The 18,179-nt window shown below is 68.1% G+C and carries 17 protein-coding genes; 9 read left to right on the top strand and 8 right to left on the bottom strand.

Annotated features, from left to right (window positions below; translation table 11 throughout):
• Positions 1–9: 9 nt before the first annotated feature.
• Positions 10–903: a Flp pilus assembly protein CpaB gene (gene cpaB / locus AC1DQJ_RS05200; RefSeq protein WP_477600932.1), complete on the bottom strand. Its 894-nt coding sequence runs from the start codon at positions 901–903 to the stop codon at positions 10–12.
• Positions 904–1,071: 168 nt separating this feature from the next.
• Here cpaB and AC1DQJ_RS05205 point away from each other — a divergent pair, with 168 nt between their 5' ends.
• From AC1DQJ_RS05205 to AC1DQJ_RS05225, 5 genes are all read left to right on the top strand, one after another.
• Positions 1,072–1,617 (top strand): peroxiredoxin, encoded by a 546-nt coding sequence (locus AC1DQJ_RS05205; RefSeq protein WP_477600934.1) that lies wholly within the window; start codon positions 1,072–1,074, stop codon positions 1,615–1,617.
• 253 nt (positions 1,618–1,870) lie between these two features.
• Positions 1,871–2,272: a 30S ribosomal protein S6 gene (gene rpsF / locus AC1DQJ_RS05210; protein ID WP_477600936.1), complete on the top strand. Its 402-nt coding sequence runs from the start codon at positions 1,871–1,873 to the stop codon at positions 2,270–2,272.
• Positions 2,272–2,544: a 30S ribosomal protein S18 gene (gene rpsR, locus AC1DQJ_RS05215; protein WP_477600938.1), complete on the top strand. Its 273-nt coding sequence runs from the start codon at positions 2,272–2,274 to the stop codon at positions 2,542–2,544. The genes rpsF and rpsR overlap by 1 nt, the downstream gene beginning before the upstream one ends.
• A gap of 13 nt (positions 2,545–2,557) precedes the next feature.
• A complete protein-coding gene (gene rplI, locus AC1DQJ_RS05220; protein WP_477600940.1) occupies positions 2,558–3,142 on the top strand; it encodes a 50S ribosomal protein L9 in 585 nt (194 codons plus the stop codon).
• Between the two features lie 193 nt (positions 3,143–3,335).
• A complete protein-coding gene (locus AC1DQJ_RS05225) occupies positions 3,336–4,073 on the top strand; it encodes a hypothetical protein (protein WP_477600942.1) in 738 nt (245 codons plus the stop codon).
• Between the two features lie 7 nt (positions 4,074–4,080).
• Here AC1DQJ_RS05225 and AC1DQJ_RS05230 read toward each other — a convergent pair whose 3' ends face one another.
• Genes AC1DQJ_RS05230 through AC1DQJ_RS05255 form a run of 6 tightly spaced genes read right to left on the bottom strand, consistent with a single transcriptional unit; the run spans position 4,081 to position 10,032 of the window.
• Positions 4,081–4,929 (bottom strand): RDD family protein, encoded by an 849-nt coding sequence (locus AC1DQJ_RS05230; protein WP_477600944.1) that lies wholly within the window; start codon positions 4,927–4,929, stop codon positions 4,081–4,083.
• Positions 4,926–5,930: a stage II sporulation protein M gene (locus AC1DQJ_RS05235; RefSeq protein ID WP_477600946.1), complete on the bottom strand. Its 1,005-nt coding sequence runs from the start codon at positions 5,928–5,930 to the stop codon at positions 4,926–4,928. Before AC1DQJ_RS05235 ends, AC1DQJ_RS05230 begins: the two co-directional genes overlap by 4 nt.
• On the bottom strand, positions 5,927–7,237 hold the full coding sequence (locus AC1DQJ_RS05240) for a DUF58 domain-containing protein (protein WP_477600948.1): 1,311 nt from the start codon (positions 7,235–7,237) through the stop codon (positions 5,927–5,929). Before AC1DQJ_RS05240 ends, AC1DQJ_RS05235 begins: the two co-directional genes overlap by 4 nt.
• On the bottom strand, positions 7,234–8,190 hold the full coding sequence (locus AC1DQJ_RS05245; protein ID WP_477600950.1) for an AAA family ATPase: 957 nt from the start codon (positions 8,188–8,190) through the stop codon (positions 7,234–7,236). The genes AC1DQJ_RS05240 and AC1DQJ_RS05245 overlap by 4 nt, the downstream gene beginning before the upstream one ends.
• The gene (locus AC1DQJ_RS05250) at positions 8,177–9,394 is read right to left on the bottom strand and encodes a DUF4350 domain-containing protein (RefSeq protein ID WP_477600952.1); all 1,218 of its coding nucleotides are present in this window, start codon (positions 9,392–9,394) and stop codon (positions 8,177–8,179) included. Before AC1DQJ_RS05250 ends, AC1DQJ_RS05245 begins: the two co-directional genes overlap by 14 nt.
• Positions 9,391–10,032, bottom strand: a complete 642-nt coding sequence (locus AC1DQJ_RS05255) for a DUF4129 domain-containing protein (RefSeq protein WP_477600954.1) — start codon at positions 10,030–10,032, stop codon at positions 9,391–9,393. The genes AC1DQJ_RS05250 and AC1DQJ_RS05255 overlap by 4 nt, the downstream gene beginning before the upstream one ends.
• Before the next feature lie 198 nt (positions 10,033–10,230).
• On the opposite strand from AC1DQJ_RS05255, the gene AC1DQJ_RS05260 reads away from it, so the two are divergent.
• The 3 genes from AC1DQJ_RS05260 to alr all read left to right on the top strand — a co-directional run bounded on the left by AC1DQJ_RS05260 (position 10,231) and on the right by alr (position 15,490).
• Positions 10,231–12,642: a TonB-dependent receptor plug domain-containing protein gene (locus AC1DQJ_RS05260; RefSeq protein WP_477600956.1), complete on the top strand. Its 2,412-nt coding sequence runs from the start codon at positions 10,231–10,233 to the stop codon at positions 12,640–12,642.
• Between the two features lie 233 nt (positions 12,643–12,875).
• Positions 12,876–14,363: a replicative DNA helicase gene (locus tag AC1DQJ_RS05265; RefSeq protein ID WP_477600958.1), complete on the top strand. Its 1,488-nt coding sequence runs from the start codon at positions 12,876–12,878 to the stop codon at positions 14,361–14,363.
• A gap of 32 nt (positions 14,364–14,395) precedes the next feature.
• Entirely contained in the window at positions 14,396–15,490 is a 1,095-nt protein-coding gene (gene alr, locus AC1DQJ_RS05270) for an alanine racemase (RefSeq protein ID WP_477600960.1), read from the top strand.
• Here alr and AC1DQJ_RS05275 read toward each other — a convergent pair.
• On the bottom strand, positions 15,487–16,665 hold the full coding sequence (locus AC1DQJ_RS05275; RefSeq protein WP_477600962.1) for a Yip1 family protein: 1,179 nt from the start codon (positions 16,663–16,665) through the stop codon (positions 15,487–15,489). The genes alr and AC1DQJ_RS05275 overlap by 4 nt on opposite strands.
• A gap of 147 nt (positions 16,666–16,812) precedes the next feature.
• Here AC1DQJ_RS05275 and radA point away from each other — a divergent pair, with 147 nt between their 5' ends.
• A complete protein-coding gene (gene radA / locus AC1DQJ_RS05280) occupies positions 16,813–18,177 on the top strand; it encodes a DNA repair protein RadA (RefSeq protein ID WP_477600964.1) in 1,365 nt (454 codons plus the stop codon).
• Positions 18,178–18,179 lie beyond the last annotated feature (2 nt).

Here is an 18,179-nt window from a genome sequence, read left to right on the forward strand (position 1 = left end):
ACGACCAACTCATGCACCCGGAGCCCTGGCTCCGCCCTCCCCTTCGACCACGGTGATAATCGACCGTCGTAGCGATGCCGCCGGGGCCGGATTGCGGGCACGGGGAGCGGTGGACGGCGCCCGGGCGACCGCGCCGCCGACGACGTCGCGCACGCCGAGCGGCGGGGCCGCCTCGACCTCGGCCTGGCCCAGCGCCCGCAGGGCGAGCGACAGGGAGCCGAGATTGGCCGCAACCGCCAGCTTCTGTGCGTCGCGAACGCTGACCTCGAGGGTCGCGGTGCTCGGCGCTTCAGGCTTGTTTGAGGTCGGGTCAGCGTTGAGATCGACGCCCAGCAGGCGGACGTTCTGGATCACCACCTCGGCCTGGAGGACCTTGTTGGCGTCGTCATTCGACAGATTTCGCATCAGCACCACGTCGACCCGGTCGCCCGGCAAGGCGTGGCCGCCGACGCCGGAGATGTCGGAGACGCCGATGGTGTAGGCCCGCATGCCGTGGCCGATCTCGGCCGCGACGGACGGCCGGGCGCCCGGCCCGCTCAGTTTGGTCGGCAGCAGCGGCTCGCGCGCCAGGATCGGCAGCAGCGCCACGGGCGCGCCGCCATTGTCCTGGGCCAGCACCTGCTCGACGGTGGCGAACACGCCGGTCGGAGCAGCCTCACGCGGGACCTTGATGACCTTCAGATGGTTGGCGTCCAGCCGCTCGCCGTACTTGATGTCCTGCGAGGCGACGACCATCGAGACGCCGTTGACGACCGGCGCGGGGACGGCGGCGGCGGCGACGTTGCTGCGAGCTGGAAGGGCGACTTTGGCCACGAACAAGGCGCCCAGCCCCAACGCAGCCGAGGCACCCAAGCTCACAATCGTACCAACCCGCATCGCCCACCCATGGATGCTATGCAACATCAGTGGGTTAGCAGGCGCCCTCTTGCGATAACCACAACAAACGAGGTCAACAGGCCGTCAACCATAGTGCTGAGCGCGCTCCGCTTTCTCAAGCGAGACAAGCGATGGCGCAGTACGCAGACAAACCGCCGCAGGGCTTCTATAGTCAAAGCATTCCGGAGGACTCAGATGCGCCGTTTCGCCCTCGCCGCCGCCGCCGCGGCCCTCATCGCCAGCCCCGCCTCTGCGGCCCTGAAGGAAGGCGCCAAGGCCCCGGACTTCAACGCCGATGGCTATCAGGCCGGCAAGCCGATCTCCTTCTCCATGGCGCAGGCCCGCAAGAAGGGTCCGGTCGTGCTGTACTTCTTCCCCGCCGCCGAGACCTCGGGCTGCAACCTGGAAGCCCGCCTGTTCGCGGAATCCATCGATCAGTTCAAGGCGCAGGGCGCGACGGTGATCGGCGTGACCGGCGGCAATCTCGACAAGCTGGCCTCGTTCTCAGCCGACACCGAAAAGTGCTCGGGCAAGTTCCCGGTGGCCGCCGATCCGGGCGCCAAGATCGCCGCCACCTACGACGCGACCCTGGCGGTGAAGCCGGGTTGGTCGAGCCGCACCTCCTACGTGATCTCGCCGTCCGGCGAGGTGATCCACGCCTATTCCGACATGAAGGCCAACGAGCACGTCAACGAGACCCTCACCGCGGTGAAGGCCTGGCGCGCCAACCACCCGAAGTAGGCTTGGCTCACTGAGGGCGCCGCCCGGCGCCCTCTTAGGGCTGACGACGCACCGGCTCGCGCCAACTAGCGCCGCTTGAAAAGCCTTGCCCTGCAACCGGTTTTCCCGTACTAGCCCGCCTCTTCACGGAAGGCGGTCTTGGGCCGGAACGCGAAAGGATCGGGAAACTCCCGATCGCCGCGCCTCAAGAGCCATCGTTTCCGGCGCTCTACCCGACGCCGAAAGCGCCGCCTTCCAAATGGGAAAAGGAACCATGGCGCTCTACGAGCACGTTGTTATCTCGCGGCAAGATATTTCGCCGCAACAGGCCGAAGCCCTCAACGACCAAATCAAGGCTCTGATCGAAGAAGGCGGCGGCTCCGTCGCTAAGATCGAGTACTGGGGTCTTCGCAACCTCACCTACCGCATCAAGAAGAACCGCAAGGGCCATTACTCCCTGCTCGCGATCGACGCTCCGCCGGCGGCCGTGAAGGAAATGGAACGTCAGCTGGGCCTGAACGAAGACGTTCTGCGCACCCTGACTGTCCGCGTCGAGGAACTCGACCTGGAACTCTCGCCAGTTCTGGCCCGTCGCGATCGTGAGCGCGAGCCGCGCCGCGACGACTTCGGCGCCAAAGAAGGTGGTGGCTTTGCTCCGAAGGAAGGTGGCTTCTAATGTCTGACGAAACCGCTTCGGCCCCCGCGGCCCCCGCCGCCGGCGGCGCCCGCCGTCCGTTCTTCCGCCGCCGCAAGGTGTGCCCGTTCTCCGGCGCCAACGCTCCGAAGATCGACTACAAGGACGTCAAGCTCCTGCAGCGCTACGTTTCCGAGCGCGGCAAGATCGTGCCCTCGCGCATCACCGCGGTGTCGGCCAAGAAGCAACGCGAACTGGCCAAGGCCATCAAGCGCGCCCGCTTCCTCGCCCTCCTGCCCTATGTCGTGAAGTAAGGGGGACCGACAGATGAAAGTTGTTCTGCTCGAACGCGTCGAAGGCCGTGGCGGCCTGGGCGATGTGGTCACCGTCAAGGATGGCTACGCCCGCAACTACCTTCTGCCCCGTCAGAAGGCCCTGCGCGCCACCGCCGCCAACCTGAAGGTCTTCGACGCTCAGCGCGCTGAGATCGAAGTTCGCAACCAGAAGGCCAAGGACGCCGCCGGCAAGGCCGGCGAGGGTCTGGACGGCACGTCGTACATCCTGATCCGTCAGGCTGGCGAAACCGGCCAGCTCTACGGTTCGGTCTCGGGTCGCGACGTGGCCGACATGGTCAACGCCGAAGGCGGCAAGATCGACCGCTCGATGGTCGTTCTCGACAAGCCGATCAAGACCCTGGGCGTCCATCCCGTGAAGGTTCGCCTGCACGCGGAAGTGACGGTCACCGTCAACATCAACATCGCCCGCAGCCAGGACGAGGCCGAGCGCCAAGCCCGCGGTGAAAACGTGATCGCCTCGCAATTCGAGGAAGATCGTATCGCCGACGAGCAAGCCGCCCAGGACATGCTGGAAGGCGGCGCTGGCCAGCACGAAGGCGACTACGGCGAACACTAATCGCCGCGCGCGTTCTGCAAGCGTTTGAAGCGGCGCGGTCCCCTGGGGCCGCGCCGCTTTTCTTTTGCGGCTGAGCTCCCGGAGATTGCAGCTTGATCCCGGCGCGACCACCGGTTTCACTCACCTCATCTGAGGTGGGGGATCGATGGTGGCGACGCAGGCGACAGTTGGGACTTTCGACTTCGGTCGAGTGGTGAAGAACACGTTCGGCGTCATCGGGCGGAACCTCAGGGAATTCCTGGTGCTCGCGACCGTGCTGGTGGGCGTTCCCGCGGCGCTGCTTGGCTGGGTCCAGTTCAGGATGACCGCGCTGAGCGGCGCCCCCAGCACGGCGTCGGTCGGCACGGCGCTTCTGGTCGGCCTCGTCGGATACATCCTGACCGTCATTGGGTCGGCGCTGCTGCAGGCGACCGTGACCCGGGTGGCGGTGGCCGACCTGAACGGCGACCGCGTCTCCCCGCTCGAACAGGCGCGCAAGTCGACCGCCAGCATCCTGCCCTTGATCGGCCTGAGCTTCGTGGCCACGCTTGGGGTGGTGTTCGCGATGGTGTTCCTGATTGTGCCTGGCCTGATCCTGGCTGTGCTCTGGAGCGTCGCACTGCCGGTCTGCGTCGTCGAACGCTCTGGCGTATTCACGAGCCTTTCGCGCAGCCGCAACCTCACGCGCGGCTTCCGCTGGCCGATCTTCGGGCTCTTCGCGGTCTACTTCCTCGCCTACCTCGCCGTGAGCACGACGCTCGGCGGCGTTGCGGGCGCGGCCATGCTGGCCGGCGGCAGCGGCGCGGTCGTTGTCGGCACGGTCGTCGCCTCGGTCGTCACCAGCATCGCTGGCAGCATGCTCGGCCTGGCCGGGATCGCGGCGATCTACTACGAGCTGCGCACCGCTAAAGAAGGCGTCGGCGCCGACCAGCTGGCCGCGGTGTTCGACTGACAGCGCTCTAGGCGGCGTGCTTGTCGCGCCGCCGCCGGCCCATCAGCATCCGACCCTCCAGCCGCCCGCGCAGCGCCGCGTAGTAGGCGCTGAGAAAGTCGTAGTCGTCCTGCTCTGGTCCCGCCTGCCAGCCGGTCTTGGCGGTGATCCGTTCGGCCACTGCGCGCACGGTCTTTCGGTCGCGGCGGCGGATGACGTCCTCCAGGACCTGCAACTCCTTCTCGCCATAGGCGTCGAGCTGTTGCGGGGTGAAGGCGTAGCGGGCCAGCCGCTCGGTCCCCTCATCGGCCATGTCGCGGGCCAGCGCCTGCCGCGGCGCGCGCACGATCCAGGAGCCGCCGACCAGATCGCCCAGACGCAGCCGGTCACGGTTGAACAGCGGAAACAGCCCGAAAATCACCGCCCAGCAGAAGGCCAGCAGGTACATCCAGGCCGCCGCCCCGCCCTCCTGGGCCCGCGCCAGCACGATCGCGGCGGGCAGGAACAGCTCCAACTCGCGCAGGGCGTTGCGCACCAGCACCGACTCCGCCCGTAGCCGGCCGCCGTCGCGAGAGGCGACCCGCAGGCCCAGCATCCGCTTGCCCGGCGTCGCCGCTGCGGCCGTCAGCTCGAAACCGGTGAAGTAGAAGTTCCGTAGCAGGAACGCGCCCAGCAGCCAGATGATCGCCGCCACCTCCAGGCCCCGCTGGTCGCCTGAGAACAGGCCCGCGGCGATGGCCAGGACGGTCATGCCGATCAGCACGCCGACGATGATCGCCGAGTCGATGAAGAAGGCCGCCGCCCGCTGCCCGGCGTCGGCGATGCGCAGCCGCAGGTCCACGCCCTCGGGGGTGACGAATGCGCGCTCGTCGCTCACGCTGCGCCCTCCCGTCGCGGCGCGAAGAAGTAGACCAGCCACATCACGGCTGTAGAGCCGGCGACCGCATAGCGCGCGAAGTCGTTGGTGATCAGCTGGCGCCCGAAGCCCTCCAGCAGGCCGGCCAGGAACAGCATCACCACCACCCCGCCCATCGCCACCCCGGCGGTGCGTCCCGCCCTCGAAATCGCCGCCAGCCGCGACAGCTCGCCAGGGAACGCTGCGGCCCACCCGATGCGCAGGCCCGCCGCCCCGGCCAGGAAGATGGCGAACAACTCCGTGACCCCGTGGATCAGGAGCCATCCGCCGAGCTCGAAGCCTAGCCCGCGGCCGACGAACAGACTGACGAACGCGCCCAGCGTGGCGCCGTTGTAGAGCAGCAGCAGCACTGTCGGCGCACAGAACGCGAAGCCGAGAGCGAAGGCGGCCACCGCGACCTGGGCGTTGTGGGTGAACAGGAAGGTCGCGAACACCCCCAGGCTGTCCGTCTCGCCCTCGTGGTAGAGCGTGTCGCGCAGGGCCGCAGTCGGAGCCGCCGGATCGCGCATTCCGGCCAGGTCCTGGGGCACGAAGACGTTGAACCACTGCGGGTCGCGAGCGATCAGGATCGCCGCGGCCGCCGCACCCACCAAGGTGAGCAGCACCGCCGCCAGCAGTTCCTTCGAAAGGTCTCTGACCGCCGACGGCCAGTCGTGCCGGAAGAAGCCCCGCAGCCGCTCCAGGACCGTCGAGCGCGACCCGTAGACGAAGAAGTAGGCGCGTGCGGCCAGCACCTCCAGATAGTCGATCAGGCTGCGGTCGAGGGAGGTTTCGCGCGCCACCGACAGCGCCGAAAGGGTCGAGCGGTAGAGGGTCGGGATCGCCAGGAGTTCCTCGTCCGTGAGGCTGGACAGCGCCCTCTTCTCGACCCGGTCCATCAGCCGTTCAAGCCGCGTCCAGTCCGCCTCGCGCTCCTGTCGGAAACGCTGGCTCTTGAGGCGTAGGTCAGGCGCGCTGCTCACAGCAGGTCCCTCCGCTTCATGTCCAGATAGGCGTTGATCGCGGCCGGGCCTAACCGGTCGGCGGGCGCCTCGACGATCTGCACGCCGAGCCGGCGCAGGCGCGTCACCACCAGGTCCTTCTCACGCCGCAGGCCGGCGGCGACCACGGCGCGCGAGACGTCCTCGGGCAATTGCGGCTCGGCGGCGATCATCTCATCCAGCTCCTCGTCACGCATGACCACGAACAGGATCAGGTGGCGGCGGACCAACCGCCCGACCGTCTCGATCATCAGTTCGGCGCTGGTCGCATCGGTGAAGTCCGTGAACACCACGACCAGAGAGCGCCGCTGCAACTCACCGGACAGCTCGGTCAGGGCCAGCGTGTAGTTGGTCTCCTCGGTCGAGTAGTCGATCCGCCCGGCCATCTGTTGCAGCACTCGGAAGGCGTCCGGTCCGCCCACCGCCCCGGTCGACAGCCGTGGCCGGGAATCGAAGGCGAACAGCCCGGCCCGGTCGCCCGAACGCAGGCAGGCATAGGACAGCAGCAGCGCCCCGTTGATGGCCAGGTCGATGCGCGGCGCGTCCCCGACCGGCTCGCTCATCGCCCGTCCGCAGTCGAGGGCCATGATGACGTGGTGGTTGCGCTCGGTGCGGAACTCCTTGGCCAGCAGCGCCGCGTGCCGAGCCGACTGCTTCCAGTCGACTGCCCGCCGATCCATGCCCGGTTGGAAGTCGCGCAGGGCATGGAATTCCGAGCCTTCGCCGACCTCGATCTGGGTCTTGGTCCCGAACATCGCATTGCGCGCGAACAGCCGGACGGCCTCCTCCTGGACCCGCTGCAGGTCGGTGGTCACCAGCGCGTCGCTGTCGAGGTCGAAGGCTGTCTGCTTCCACACCAGGCCCAGCGGCCCGGTCCAGCGCACCCACAAGGCCTCCAGCCGCGCCAGTCCTCGCCGCTCAGGCGTGAAGGGAAAGCGCAGCGTCGCCGCTCCGCTGTCGACGCTCGTCGCCGAACGTCCCCGCGCCAGGCCAAGACGCTGAGCCGCTCCCAGCGCCGCCTCGACCGTCCGCGGGGCCGCCCCGGCGAAGCGAATGGTGAAGTCCAGTTCTCCTGGCCGCGCCACTGCAGCCGTGGTCGGCCCGGCGGGGTCGAGTGTCAGCCCGTCCCGCGCGCCGCCGAGCATCGCGTCCATAACCAGCGCCAGTCCGACCGCGCCCACCCAGGCCAGGCCAACCAGCCACAGCGCCTGCGCCATCACGCCGACGAGCAACGCCACCGGCGCGCCCGCCGCAGCGATCAGCACTGCACGCCGCGTCGGATAGATCACCGGGGCGCCGCCACCTGGTCGATGAGATTGGCCAGCACCTGATCGACCTTGCGGCCCTCGATCTCGGCCGAGGGGGACAGCACCAGGCGATGGCGCAGGGCCGGAATCGCCAGCGCCTTCACGTCGTCGGGGATCACATATTCGCGCCCCTCCAGCGTCGCTCGCGCCCGCGAGGCTAGGGCCAGCATGGCCCCGGCGCGCGGCGAGGCGCCGGTCTCCACGTCGCCGGACTCCCGCGTCGCCCGCACCAGGTCGACGATATAGCCGGCGACCTCGTCGGTCAGCCGCGTGCGCGCCACCGCCACCACTGCTTCGCCCAGCGCTGCGCCCGAGGTCACCGTCTCCACACCGAGCTCTCCGGGATCGGGCATGCCGCTGCGCGCGCCATGCCCGGCGACAATCGCCAGTTCGTCCGCGCGAGCCGGATAGGCGATCACGTGCTTGAAGAGGAACCGGTCGAGCTGCGCCTCCGGCAGCGGATAGGTGCCCTGCTGTTCGATCGGGTTCTGAGTGGCGATGACGGTGAAGCGGTCGCTGAGCGGGTGCGACTGGCCGTCGATGGTGATCCGCCGCTCCTGCATGGCTTCCAGCAGGGCGGCCTGGGTCTTGGGCGGCGTGCGGTTGATCTCGTCGGCCAGCAGCAGTTCGCAGAACACCGGACCGCGGGTCAGGCTGAAGGTGCTGGTCTGGAAGTTGAACAGGTTGGCGCCGATGATGTCGCCGGGCATCAGGTCGGGCGTGAACTGGATGCGCCCGTAGTCCAGATCGAGCGTCCGCGCGAACGACTGCGCCAGCAGCGTCTTGGCGGTGCCTGGCGGCCCCTCCAGCAACACGTGACCGCCGGACAGCAGCGCCACCAGCAGCAGGTCCACGGCTTCGTCCTGCCCGATTACCGCCTTGGCGATCTCGGCGCGGATCCGCCGCGCGACCTGGTTCACCTCAGCGATGTCCACGTGTCATCTCCAGTCTCCACTCGAAGAGTTCGCGGGCGACATCGATTAGGTCGCCGGGGGTTCGCGCCGCTCGGGCGCGTTCGGCCAGTTCGGAATAGCTGTGGCGGGCGCCCACCGACGCGGCCAGCCGGTCGAGCACGGCGTTCGTCTCCGCATCGTCGAGGTCGCGGGAAATGCCGGCCGCGCGCACCACCTCGTGGCGCACCAGCTCGGCATAGGGCGTCGCCATCCTATGCTCGCGCCGGGCCAGCCTGACGAGCCCAGCCGAGTTGTCCGCCAGGGCGCGTTTGCCCCGCGCCAGCGCCCGCCCGGACGCGGCCGCTGGACCAAACCGCACCGCGGCCTGCAAGCCGACCAGCACCAGCGCAAACACCAGGCAGAGGGTGGCGCCCAGCAAGGGCGGCTCCAACATCAGCCGCAGCGGATTCAGGGTTCGCTCGAAGCCATGCAGGGTGAGATCGAAGACGATGGGCGTATCGGGCGCGCGGATCAGCGCCAGCATCGCCACGGCGGTGCGCGCGCCGGCCAGCGGCCTTAGGCCCGGCGTGTTGAGCAGGTCGGGGTCGGCCAGCACGTAGAAGCCTCGGCCGTTGTGCGCCATCACCATACGGCCCGCCCGGTCGACCAGCACCGGCCGCCATCCGCGGCCGGAGATTGTCTGAAGATCAGTGATCGGCGCCGTCGAACCGAGAACCGAGCCATTCGGGCGCGACAGCGCCGCCACTCTCGTCCCCTTGTCCCGATCGAGACGCATGTCCCCCTGAAGCCCCGCCGGCACGACGTGCAGAACCGCCTCCGGGCTATGCTGGCCATTGGTCCGCACCCAGCCGCGCCGGAACGGATCTGGAACCGCCTGCCACTTGGGAAGGACCAGCAGGGTCGGGCCGGAATGGGCGATCGCGCCGACGCGTTTGCCGCTGACCATAGCCGAGGGCGTCAGCACCAACAGGCCATCGTCAGCGGCGGGCGTCAGCTTGCCCCGGCTGCGCACCACCACCGCGCCGCTGCGCTCAAGCAGCCGGGCTGCGGCGGCGAAGCCCACGGAGGACCGCGACAAGGCGTGCTCCTGGCCGTCGTCGCCCGACCGCAACTCCGGCGCATAGGCCGAAAGCACAGCCATGCCGGCCAGCGACACGACGCCGACCAGCACCAGAACGATCATTACCAGCGGCGAGAAGCCGGTGGCGTCGCGCCCCGCCCTCATGTCGTCCACCCCTGCGGCAGGGCGAAGGCCTCGTAGTCGCGCCGGCAGTCGGCGAAATCGTCCGCGCCGACCGCAGAGCCGCCGAACAGGCTGCGTTCAACCACCCGGCCGATTTTGGCGAAGGCCGGGCGCGCCGCCTCAGGCAGCACCGCCAAGCTGGCGATCTCCCGGGTGGTCAGCGCGATTCGCACGGCGTTGGGACGGCGACTTTGTATATCTTCGACGCTGCGCAGCAGCAGCAGGTGCGCTGCCTCTGCATAACGCCCCTGGCTGGCGAGCTGGTCGGCCGCAGTCAGCAGGTCCCGCGCCGCGGCCGCGTCAGGCCGCCATTCCACCTCGTCATGGTCGGCGCGCTCGGCCCGCTTGGGTCGCGGCGCGCCCAGCCGGCGAGCTTCCCGGACGATCGCATAAAGGATCAGGGCGGCCAGCAGCGCGACGCCGATCCAGAACACCCACTTCAGCACCGGCGCCAGCGCCTTCAACGCGTCCACTAGCCAGGCCAGCCATTCCGGCGGCTTGGGCGGGACGAAGTCGGAACGCTCGAACTGCAGGCTACGGTCGCGGACCAGGGCGGCGTGCGCAGTCGACAGCGCCTGGCTGCTCACCGCGTTTGCACCCGTCTCCACGCCTTGTTGCATCAGCACCCCGGAACAACCGATTCCGACTATGCATGGCGCCGCTTGCCGCCGTCGACCGAAAGCACTGCGGCGGTCGCGCCGCGTTCACTTGGCAAGCGTGGCAATTTTGTCATTTCACTTGGCGGCTTTAATTCCTACTATTTTAGTAGGGCCAAAAAATCAAATCCCGCCTCTCACGGGAATAGTTGGGGAATTTCAATGAAGTATCGCGCGTATTTGCTCACCGCCGTTTCGGCGGTGAGTCTGTATTCGACTGCGTCCTACGCTCAGACCGCCCCCGTCGGCGGCGATGTCGAAGAGCTGGTCGTCACCGGCACCCGCACCGTCGGCCGCTCCCGTCTCGAGACGCTGGCCCCTGTCGATGTGGTCACCGCCCAGACGCTGCAGCAGCGGGGCACCACCGAACTGGCGACCGCCCTGGCCGCCAGCGTCCCGTCGATCACCTTCCCGCGCCCAGCCAACACCGACGGCACCGACGCCATCCGCCCGGCCTCGCTGCGCGGCCAGGGGCCAGACCAGACCTTGGTGCTGGTCAACAGCACGCGCCGCCACGCCACGGCGCTGGTCAACACCAATGGTTCGGTGGGCCGCGGCTCGGCCGCTGTCGACCTGAACGCCATCCCGTCAACGGCTGTGGACCGGATCGAAGTCCTGCGTGACGGCGCCTCGGCTCAATACGGCTCCGACGCCATCGCCGGCGTTATCAACCTGCGCCTGCGCGAGGCGTCCGCCGGCGGCGGCCTGTCGGTCACCTACGGCTCCTACGTCACCAGCTTCGACGGCTACTACGGCGGCGGGAAGGACATCAACGACGGCGCTACCACCACGGTCGCCGGCTGGCAGGGCCTCAGCTTCCTCGGCGACGGGTTCCTGACCCTGTCGGCGGAGTACCGCTCCCGCGAGAACACCAATCGCAGCGACATCGACAAGCGCGTCACCCCCAATCGCGTCACCGCGCGCTTTGGCGACGCCGACGTCGACGACCTGTCGTTCTACGCCAACGCCGGCAAGTCCCTGAACGACACGTGGGACCTCTACGGCTGGTACGGCTACCAGCACCGTGACGCCTCCAGCGCCGCCACTTACCGCCTGCCGACCGACACCCAGCAGAATATCCTCTCGGTCTATCCGGACGGCTACCTGCCCTACATCACCACCGACACCGAGGATAACAGCGCGGGGGTCGGCATCCGCGGCGAGATCGGTGGGTTCCGGACCGACATCAACCTCGTCTACGGCAAGAACGACATCGACTTCGGCGTCCAGAACACCATCAACCCGTCCTATGGCCCCACGTCGCCGACCTCATTTCAGGCCGGCGGCCTGACCTATGACCAACTGGTCTTTGGCGCAGATTTCGGCCGCGAGTTCGAGGTCGGCCTCGCCGGTCCGCTGAACGTCGCGTTCGGCCTGGAGGCCCGCAAGGAGACCTACAAGATCAACCAGGGCGAAGAGGCCTCCTACGCCCGCGGTCCGGTCCCGGGCGTCACCTTCGGCTCCCGCGGCTTCACCGGGTTCACGCCGTCCAACGAGGTCGATGTCGATCGCGACGCCGTCGGAGTCTACCTGGATCTGGAAGGCAAGGTCACCGAACAGCTGACCCTGTCGGCCGCGGTTCGCTACGAGGACTACTCGGACTTTGGCGGCACCACGACCGGCAAACTCGCCGCCCGCTACGACTTCACGCCCGAGTTCGCCGTTCGCGGCGCCATCTCCAGCGGTTTCCGCGCTCCGGCGCTGCAGCAGCAGTACTTCACCTCGACCTCGATCCTCTACATCAACAACGTCCCGTTCGAGACCGGCACCTATCCGGCCACCAGCCCCGTGGCCCAGGCCCTGGGCGCCGAGCCTCTGGAGCCCGAATCCTCGGACAACTACGCCCTGGGCTTCGTCTTCCGCCGCGGCGCGTTCGAACTGACGGTGGACGGCTACAAGATCGACGTGAAGGACCGGATCGTCCTGTCGGAAACCCTGACCGGCAGCCCGACCGCCGCGCCGGGCACCAACGCCCGGGTAATCTACGACCTGCTCGCGCCGCTGGGGGCGACCGCCGCCCGCTTCTTCATCAACGGCGTCGATACTGAGACCGTCGGCCTGGACGTGGTGGCGCGCTATCGGATCGTCGACGACCAGGCCGGGACCTTCGACCTGACCGCGGCCGGCAACTACAACGACGTCGACGTGACCAAGACCCCGGTCACCAAGACCTCGATCCTGCCCCAGCCGGTGTCGTTGTTCGCCCGCCAGGCCACCCTGCGCTTCGAAGACGGCACGCCCAAGCACAAGCTGTCCCTGCAGGGCGACTGGAGCCGCGAGGCTTGGGGCGCGACCGTGCGCACCACCTTCTATGGCGACGTCCTCTCGCCGGGCACCCTGGCCGACGGCAGCGCCGACAACCACACCGGCAATCGGGGTCTGGTTGATCTGGAGGCGCGCTACACCTTCCCGATCGGTCTGACGGCCTCGGTCGGCGCCGACAACGTCTTCGACGTCTATCCGCGCCAGATCAATCCGTCCCAGAACACGACCTCGGCTGCGCCGTTCTCGTCGTTCTCGCCGTTCGGCTTCAATGGCCGCTTCGTCTACGGCCGCCTGGCCTACAAGTGGTAGCCTAGCGCTCCACGACCGAAACTGACGCGGCGCGGGTCTACTGGTCCCGCGCCGTTTTCGCTGAGACCACCGTTTCCCCGACGCCGACTACCTTTCCCCGAAGTGCGCATCTCCTGGGTGCGGCTCTCCGACTCGCCACTGGAGGAATAAGCTATCCACAGGCCGACTGTTTCCTGTGAATCGGGTCTATCCGCCCCATGCTCGCGGCGACGGGCTTAAGCTATCTGTAAGCCATGGCCATCGTTCCCGCACTCGACCTCCGCCCCGCCCAGAACGACGCCGCGATCCCACATGCGCCGGCCAACATCGAAGCCGAACAAGCGCTGCTGGGCGCCCTGCTCTACGACAACGCCGCCTTCGAACGGATCGGCGACTTCCTCCAGGCCCGGCACTTCTACGAGCCGTTCCACCAGCGGCTCTGGTCCTCCATCGAAAGCGCGGTGCGTAAGGGCCAACTCGCCGAACCGATCCTGCTGGCCGAGCAGTTCAACCGCGATCCGGCCTTCGAGGAGCTCGGCGGCATCCGCTACCTGGCCGACTTGGTCGACCGCGCCCCGCCGGCCGCCAATGCCACCGACTATTCCCGGGCCATCTACGACCTCGCCCTGCGCCGCGATCTGATCCGGATCGGCGGAGAAATTGCTCAACAGGCTTCGCAGGGCGACGCAGAGCGCTCGGCTCGCGACCAGATCGAGGCCGCGGAAGCCCAGCTCTTCACCCTGGCAGAAGCCGGCGGGACCAACCAGGGCTTCGTCACCTTCTCCGAAGCCCTCCACGGGGCGGTCACGTCGGCGGCGGAAGCCCACGCCCGTGACGGCGGCCTTGCCGGCATCTCCACGGGGCTCGCCGACCTGGACCGCAAGATCGGCGGCCTGCACCCCTCCGACCTTCTGATCCTCGCGGCCCGTCCCTCGATGGGGAAGACATCGCTGGCCTGTAACGTCGCCTTCGACGTGGCCCGCAACTACGCCTGGGAGCCGCAGCCGGACGGGACCAAGAAGACCGTCTCGGGCGGAGTCGTGGCGTTCTTCTCGCTCGAAATGTCCGCCGACCAGCTGGCCATGCGCCTGCTGGCTGAAGTCTCCGGCGTCTCCGGCGACCGCCTCCGGAAGGGCGAGATCGACGCCCTTGAGTTCGCCCGCATCCGCGATGCGGCCCTCGAAATCCAGGACGCGCCGCTGTTCATCGACGCCACCGGCGGCATCACCATCGCCAAGCTCACCGCCCGCGCTCGTCGTTTGAAGCGGACGCACGGCCTGGATCTGATCGTCATCGACTATCTGCAGCTGGTCACCGGGGGTGAGGGCAAGAGCGACAACCGGGTGCAGGAAGTCTCGATGATCACCCAGTCGATGAAGGCCCTGGCCAAGGAGCTGTCGGTTCCGGTCATCGCGCTTTCGCAGCTTTCGCGTCAGGTGGAGAACCGCGAAGACAAACGGCCCCAGCTCTCCGACCTGCGGGAATCGGGCTCGATCGAACAGGACGCCGACATGGTCATGTTCATCTATCGCGAGAGCTATTACCTCGGCCGCGCCGAGCCCCGCGAGGGGACGCCCGAGCACCTGACCTGGCAGGAGGAGATGGATCGGTGCCGCGGCACGGCCGACGTGATCATCGCCAAGCAGCGCCACGGTCCCATCGGCACCGTGAAGCTCTCCTTCAACGAAGACATCACCAAGTTCGGCAACCTGGCGCATCAGGGCTACTACGACCCGCACTAGGCCTCGCGCGGCGCAGCCGCTAAGGACCGAGAATGCCGTTGCCGACTTCCGCGCGCCTGACCATTGATCTCGACGCGCTCGCCCACAATTTCGCAGTCCTGCGCGCCGAGGCGCCGGGAGCCGACGCCGCGCCGGTGATCAAGGCCGACGGCTACGGCATGGGCGCCGGCCCGGTGGGTCGCCGCTTGTGGGCCGAAGGCGCGCGGGCGTTCTTCGTGGCGAGACTCTCAGAGGGCGAGGCTCTGCGCCACGAGCTGGGCGACGCGCGCCCCGCCACGATCTATGTGCTGGACGGGTTCCTGGCGGGATCAGGGCAGAGGCTGGCGTCCGCCGCCCTCACGCCGGTGCTGTCGAGCCTGCCGCAGATCGAGGCGGCGAGCGCCTACGCAACAGCCCAGGGGCAGTCTCTCGCGGTCGCCTTGCAGATCGACACCGGCATGAACCGCCAGGGGCTGGGCCTGGAGGAGGCGAAGGCCCTGGCCACCGCGCCCGACCGTCTGAAAAATCTTCGAATTGAAGTGGTGATGAGCCATCTGGGTTCGGCCACCGATCCGGCCGACGCTCGCAATCCACTGCAGCTTGGCCGGTTCACCGAAGTCCGGCCACTGTTCGCGCAGGCCAAGGCGAGCTTCGCCGCCTCGGCCGGGATCATGCTTGGCCCGGACTATCGCGCCGAGATCATCCGGCCGGGCATCAGCCTCTATGGCGGCGGGCCCGAGGAGCGCCCCGATCCCCGCCTGAAGGCGGTCGCCAAGCTAGAAGCGCCGATCCTCTATATCCGCAACGTCCAGCCCGGCGAGATGATCGGCTACGGCTCCAAGCTAGTCGCCGATCGGCCAATCCGGATGGCGGTGGTCGCGGCGGGCTACGCCGACGGCGTGATCCGCGCTTCGCACCGCGGCGGCTACGCCTGGTTCAACGGCGCGCGGCGACCGCTGCTGATCGTCACCATGGACCTGATCGGCGTGGACATCGGCCAGGCCCAAGCCTCCATCGGCGACTATGTGGAGCTTCTGGGCCCCAACGTGCTGATAGACGACATCGCCACGGCCGCCGGGACAGTGGCTCACGAGTGCCTCGTGCGGCTCGGCGGCCGCGCCGAGCGGGTCTATCTCGGCGAGGTCTAGCCCTTGGCCAGGCCTTCGAGCCGGTCGGGCTTCACGGCGGCGACGGCGGCCTTCAGCTCGTCCATGCTGGCCCCCTCGCCCTCAACGGCGATCATGAAGCGCTCGGCGACCAGCACGCTGTATTGGCCGTGCTTGGTCGTGCGGTCATAGGATTCCTGGGTCATCCGCCCACCGACCTTGCCGACCTTCTCGTACTTGCCATCCTTCTCGGTGGAGGACTGCACGTTGAAGGCGCTGGCGATCCCGGCCAGAGCGCCAGCGGCGCCGAGGTCGGAAACGCTAAGACTGAGCTTGGCGTCGCCTTTGGTGTAGACGCCCTGCGCCTGCGAGCCGGCCGCGCCGGCCATGCCGCCCGCTCCGGTGCTCACTTCGGTTCGTGCATAGCCCGCGACGCCCTCGGGCAGATAGGCCTTCAGCACGTCCGGCTGGACGGCCTCCGGGGCCTCGCCGCTTTCGATCTGCTTGGCCGCCTTCTCGATGCGCTTGGACTGCGCCTCGAGTTCGCTCAGGTCGATGGACTTGTCGCCGGCGACAAGCTTGCCGCCGGCCTCGCTGGCGGCAAAGCCGCCAGCCCCAGCGCCGAACTGCGTGATCGGGGTGGCGATGGCGCCGACCAGGATCGTCAGGACGATCGCAGCGATCACCACCAGGACGGTGTAGGGCATCGCCTTGTCGTCCGGCGTCTTCATAAGTCGCGGCAGGCCCCGATAGAGCAGATAGAGGCTGTAGAGCCCGACCAGCCCAAGGATCGCCAGGGGCGGATAGATCTGGAATATCCCGACCACCCAGCTGGCCGTGCCCGAATAGGCAGCCAACTTGAAGGCCTGCAGCCGGTTCTTTTCGCCGCCGAAGTTCAGCGCCAGCCCATCGATGACCAGAGCCAGGAGGAAGACCCCAAGCAGGGTCGCGCCGTAGGTGACCACCGCGCTGATCACGGCGCTGAGGATCGGCGGCTTGTAGGTGATCCCGAAGAATCCGATGCCGAACACGATCGACCCAATCAGACCTGCAACCGCGGGGATCAGGGCGAGCGGGATGACGTAACCCTTCAAGATCCCGCTGATCGTCGCCGGCTCGACGTCGATCTCGTCCCAGGTCTGGGACGGCCGCAGCAGGATCGCTTTCACCCGCTCCACAAGCCCCGATGTTGCTGCGCCAGGTTCAACTACGCTCATATGAGGCCTCCACCCCTTGAAAACCCGTTGCCGTAACCGCGTATCGCGAGTCTATCCCACGCTGTTCGACGGACGCCAACTTTGACGCGACGGATGCGGCGCACGGCCCTGCTAGACTGAGCCTTTCTAGCGAATCAGGGAGCGAGCATGGCCCGCGACGGCGCCGTCTATGTCTGTCAGTCCTGCGGGGCGGTGCAGACCAAGTGGGCTGGCCAGTGTCCCGCTTGCAGCGCCTGGAACACCCTGGCCGAAGAGCTGCAAAGCCGCCCGCCCGGAGCGCTGGCCCCAAGCCGCGGCGCGCGCACCCGCGGACTCGCCTTCCAGGGGCTTGAGGACGCGACCCCTGCCCCGCCTCGACTCTCCACGGGCGTGGATGAGTTCGACCGTGTCTGCGGCGGCGGCGTCGTGCCCGGTTCGGCGATCCTGTTGGGCGGCGACCCGGGCGTCGGGAAATCGACATTGCTGCTGCAGGTGGCCGCCAACGCCGCGCGCCGCGGCGTAAAGTGCGCATACATCTCCGGCGAAGAGGCCATCGAGCAGGTGCGCGGGCGAGCCCAGCGCATGGGCCTCGCCGATGCACCGGTGCGGTTGGCGGCCGAGACTTCGCTGCGCGACATCCTGGAGAGCCTGAAGCGCGAGAAGTTCGATCTCGTCGTCATCGACTCCATCCAGACCATGTGGAGCGACGCCCACGAGGCGGCGCCCGGCTCCGTCACCCAAGTCCGCGCCGCCGCCGGCGAACTGGTTCGATTGGCCAAGAAGCACTCCGTCGCCATCATCCTGGTCGGCCACGTCACCAAGGACGGCGCCATCGCCGGTCCGCGTGTCGTCGAGCACATGGTCGATGCGGTGCTGACCTTCGAAGGCGAGCGCGGCTATCCCTTCCGCATTCTGCGCGGCACCAAGAACCGCTTCGGCGCCACGGACGAGATTGGCGTGTTCGAGATGGGCGACGCGGGTCTGGGCGAGGTGCGCAATCCCTCGGCCCTGTTCCTCGACACCTCTGGCGAACGCGCGGCCGGCGCGGCGGTCTTCGCCGGTATCGAAGGGTCCCGCCCGGTGCTCGTCGAGTTCCAGGCCCTGGTCGCGCCGTCCGCCTATGGCACCCCACGGCGCGCTGTGGTCGGTTGGGACACCGGACGGCTGGCCATGGTGCTGGCGGTGCTGGAGGCCCGCTGCGGCCTCTCGCTGGGCGACCGAGACGTCTATCTGAACGTGGCCGGGGGCCTGCGGGTCACCGAGCCCGCGGCGGACCTGGCTGCGGCCGCGGCTCTTGCCTCGTCGGCGCTGGATGAGGCTCTGCCCCAGGACTGCGTCGTCTTCGGAGAAATCAGCCTGTCGGGCGACCTTCGCCCGGTCAGCCGCATGGAGTCGCGGATGAAAGAGGCGGCCAAGCTTGGCTTTAAGCGGGTATTGGGACCGCAGGACATCGAGTCCACCGGCATGAAGGTCACCGGGGTCAGCCGGCTGGCGGACGCCGTCCGCCGGATCGGCGACAATCAGTGGGAGTAGAT

Source organism: Phenylobacterium sp. P4_E10 (assembly GCF_056401675.1).

Coding starts and splice junctions, on each gene's coding strand:
- cpaB (WP_477600932.1), bottom strand. CDS start 903: ATGTTGCATAGCATCCATGGGTGGGCGATGCGGGTTGGTACGATTGTG.
- AC1DQJ_RS05205 (WP_477600934.1), top strand. CDS start 1,072: ATGCGCCGTTTCGCCCTCGCCGCCGCCGCCGCGGCCCTCATCGCCAGC.
- rpsF (WP_477600936.1), top strand. CDS start 1,871: ATGGCGCTCTACGAGCACGTTGTTATCTCGCGGCAAGATATTTCGCCG.
- rpsR (WP_477600938.1), top strand. CDS start 2,272: ATGTCTGACGAAACCGCTTCGGCCCCCGCGGCCCCCGCCGCCGGCGGC.
- rplI (WP_477600940.1), top strand. CDS start 2,558: ATGAAAGTTGTTCTGCTCGAACGCGTCGAAGGCCGTGGCGGCCTGGGC.
- AC1DQJ_RS05250 (WP_477600952.1), bottom strand. CDS start 9,394: ATGAGGGCGGGGCGCGACGCCACCGGCTTCTCGCCGCTGGTAATGATC.
- AC1DQJ_RS05255 (WP_477600954.1), bottom strand. CDS start 10,032: ATGCAACAAGGCGTGGAGACGGGTGCAAACGCGGTGAGCAGCCAGGCG.
- AC1DQJ_RS05260 (WP_477600956.1), top strand. CDS start 10,231: ATGAAGTATCGCGCGTATTTGCTCACCGCCGTTTCGGCGGTGAGTCTG.
- AC1DQJ_RS05265 (WP_477600958.1), top strand. CDS start 12,876: ATGGCCATCGTTCCCGCACTCGACCTCCGCCCCGCCCAGAACGACGCC.
- alr (WP_477600960.1), top strand. CDS start 14,396: ATGCCGTTGCCGACTTCCGCGCGCCTGACCATTGATCTCGACGCGCTC.
- AC1DQJ_RS05275 (WP_477600962.1), bottom strand. CDS start 16,665: ATGAGCGTAGTTGAACCTGGCGCAGCAACATCGGGGCTTGTGGAGCGG.
- radA (WP_477600964.1), top strand. CDS start 16,813: ATGGCCCGCGACGGCGCCGTCTATGTCTGTCAGTCCTGCGGGGCGGTG.